The sequence below is a fragment of the bacterium genome (assembly GCA_021372775.1).
GTDB lineage: Bacteria > Acidobacteriota > Polarisedimenticolia > J045 > J045 > JAJFTU01.
Genome location: JAJFTU010000266.1, coordinates 1 through 2,136 on the forward strand (window position 1 = coordinate 1; position 2,136 = coordinate 2,136).

Sequence of the window (2,136 nt, forward strand, 5' to 3'; positions counted from 1 at the left end):
CGCGCGCTCGAGGAGCGGCGGACGACCGGCTCGACGATCCTCGTGCCGTAGCGCCGCTCAGTCCGCGCGGCGCGGCGCGAGACGCCTCGCGCCGCTCAGTCCGCGCGGCGCGCGGCGCTGTTGCGGCGCGCGCGATGCGCGCCGCGCCGCCGGCCTTCCTTCCGCGGCGCGGGCTTCGCCTTGCGGTCGGCGGGCTTCGTCGCTTCGCCCGCCTTCTTGCCGACCTTCTTCGCTTCGGCGGCGACCTCCTTGCCGGTCTTCTTCGCCGCGGCGCCGACCGCCTTCCCGCCGCGCTTGGCGGCGTCCGCGACTTCCACGGCGCCTTCCTTGGCCGCGGCGCCGACTTCCTTGCCGACCTTCTCCGCGGCCTCGCCGACCTCCTTGCCCACCTTCTTCGCCGTCTCCCCGGCCTTCCGCGCGGCGCCCTTCGCCGCGGTCGCCGTCGTCTTGCCCGCTCCCTCCTTCGCGGGCGCCGCCGCGCCCTTGTCCTTCGCCGGCGGGGGCGTCGCGGGGGGCGTCGCGGGCGGCGCCGCGAGGGCGGCGACGGCGAGGGCGAGGAGCGCGGCGCACGCCGCGGCGGCGCGGCCGACGATCGTGCCGGCGCGCCCGCTCACGGCGCGACCTCGGCGACGCGCAGCGCCTTGGCGCGCTCCGCGACCTCCTGGAACAACTCGGTGCTCAGGTAGCGCTCGCCGCAGCTCGGAACGATCGCGACGATCCGCTTTCCGCGGCTCTCCGGCCGCCGGCCGATCCGGATCGCCGCCGCCAGCGCGGCGCCGCTGGAGATGCCGACGAGCAGCCCCTCCTCGCGCGCCGCGCGGCGCGCCATGTCGAACGCCTCGTCGGCGCCGACCGTCACGACCTCGTCGATCAGGGAACGGTCGAGCACGCTCGGCACGAAACCCGCGCCGATCCCTTGGATCTTGTGCGGCCCCGCCTGGCCCGTCGATAGGACGGGGGACTCGCTCGGCTCGACCGCCGCGATCCGCAGATGCGGGAGCCGCTCCTTGAGCAGCTTGCCGCAGCCGGTGAGCGTCCCGCCGGTGCCGACGCCGGCGACGAAGACGTCGAGCCGCCCCCCCGCGTCCCGCCAAATCTCCTCCGCGGTCGTGCGGCGATGCGCGGCGGGGTTGACCGGGTTGTCGAACTGCCGCGGCATGAACCAGCCTTCGTTCTCCCGCAGCAGCCGCTCCGCCTCGGCGATCGCCCCCTTCATCCCGTACTTCGCCGGGGTGAGCACGACCTCCGCGCCGAGTGCCATCAGCAGCGCGCGCCGCTCGACGCTCATCGACTCCGGCATGACGAGGACGCAGCGCAGGCCGCGCGCCGCGGCGACGAAGGCGAGGCCGATCCCGGTGTTTCCCGACGTCGGCTCGACGATCACGCCGCCCGGACGGAGGAGTCCGCGCCGCTCGGCGTCGTCGATCATCGCGAGGCCGATCCGGTCCTTCACCGAACTGAGCGGGTTGAAGTACTCCAGCTTGGCGAGGATCTCCGCCCCGCACCCCGCGGCGAGCCGGTTGATCCGGACGAGCGGGGTGTTCCCGATCGTCGCCGTGATGTCGGCGTAGATCCGTTCCTCCATGGCGGCCTCCTGCAACGTGGAACTGGAATTCCAGTATGCGGCGGAGCGCCTCCCGCGGCAGCAACAATCGCGTCGCCCGCGGCGGGAGTCGCCTCCGGGGCGCGAACTGACTGGCCGCGGGGCGCGGTGTACCATCTCTGGGCGCGAGGAAAGCAGCCGCGTCCCCGGCGGGGGCCGGGGATCAGCCGGCGGACGCATTCGCGCCCGAGACCACCCACTCAGGAGAAGCCCATGGCCAACCTGCCCCGTGTCACCGACGACTCTTTCGACCGCGAAGTTCTGCAGTCCAACGTCCCTGTGCTCGTCGACTTTTCCGCGACGTGGTGCGGTCCCTGCAAGGCGCTGGCGCCGACGCTGGAGGATCTGTCGAAGGAGTACGGCGGGAAGGTCAAGATCGTCAACGTGGACATCGACGAGTCGCGCAACGCGGCGCAGCGGTTCCGCATCATGTCGGTGCCGACGATGATCCTCTTCCAGGAAGGGCAGGTGACGAAGCAGGTCGTCGGCAACCGGCCGAAGAGCGAGCTCGCGTCGATCCTGACCGAGGCGAT

At 73.1% G+C, this 2,136-nt stretch carries 3 protein-coding genes; 1 reads left to right on the forward strand and 2 read right to left on the reverse strand.

Annotated features, from left to right (window positions below; translation table 11 throughout):
* Positions 1–95: 95 nt before the first annotated feature.
* Together LLG88_09380 and cysK are read right to left on the reverse strand one after the other, a co-directional pair.
* Positions 96–614, reverse strand: coding sequence for a hypothetical protein (locus tag LLG88_09380; GenBank protein ID MCE5247113.1), 519 nt, complete (start codon positions 612–614; stop codon positions 96–98).
* Complete coding sequence (gene cysK, locus LLG88_09385) at positions 611–1,585, reverse strand: cysteine synthase A (GenBank protein MCE5247114.1); 975 nt, start codon at positions 1,583–1,585, stop codon at positions 611–613. The genes LLG88_09380 and cysK overlap by 4 nt, the downstream gene beginning before the upstream one ends.
* Positions 1,586–1,816: 231 nt before the next feature.
* Here cysK and trxA point away from each other — a divergent pair.
* On the forward strand, positions 1,817–2,136 hold a 320-nt coding region (trxA, locus tag LLG88_09390; protein ID MCE5247115.1), incomplete at its 3' end, for a thioredoxin.

Bases quoted from the DNA above. Each gene is read 5' to 3' on its own strand.
- cysK (MCE5247114.1), bottom strand. From the start codon at position 1,585: ATGGAGGAACGGATCTACGCCGACATCACGGCGACGATCGGGAACACC.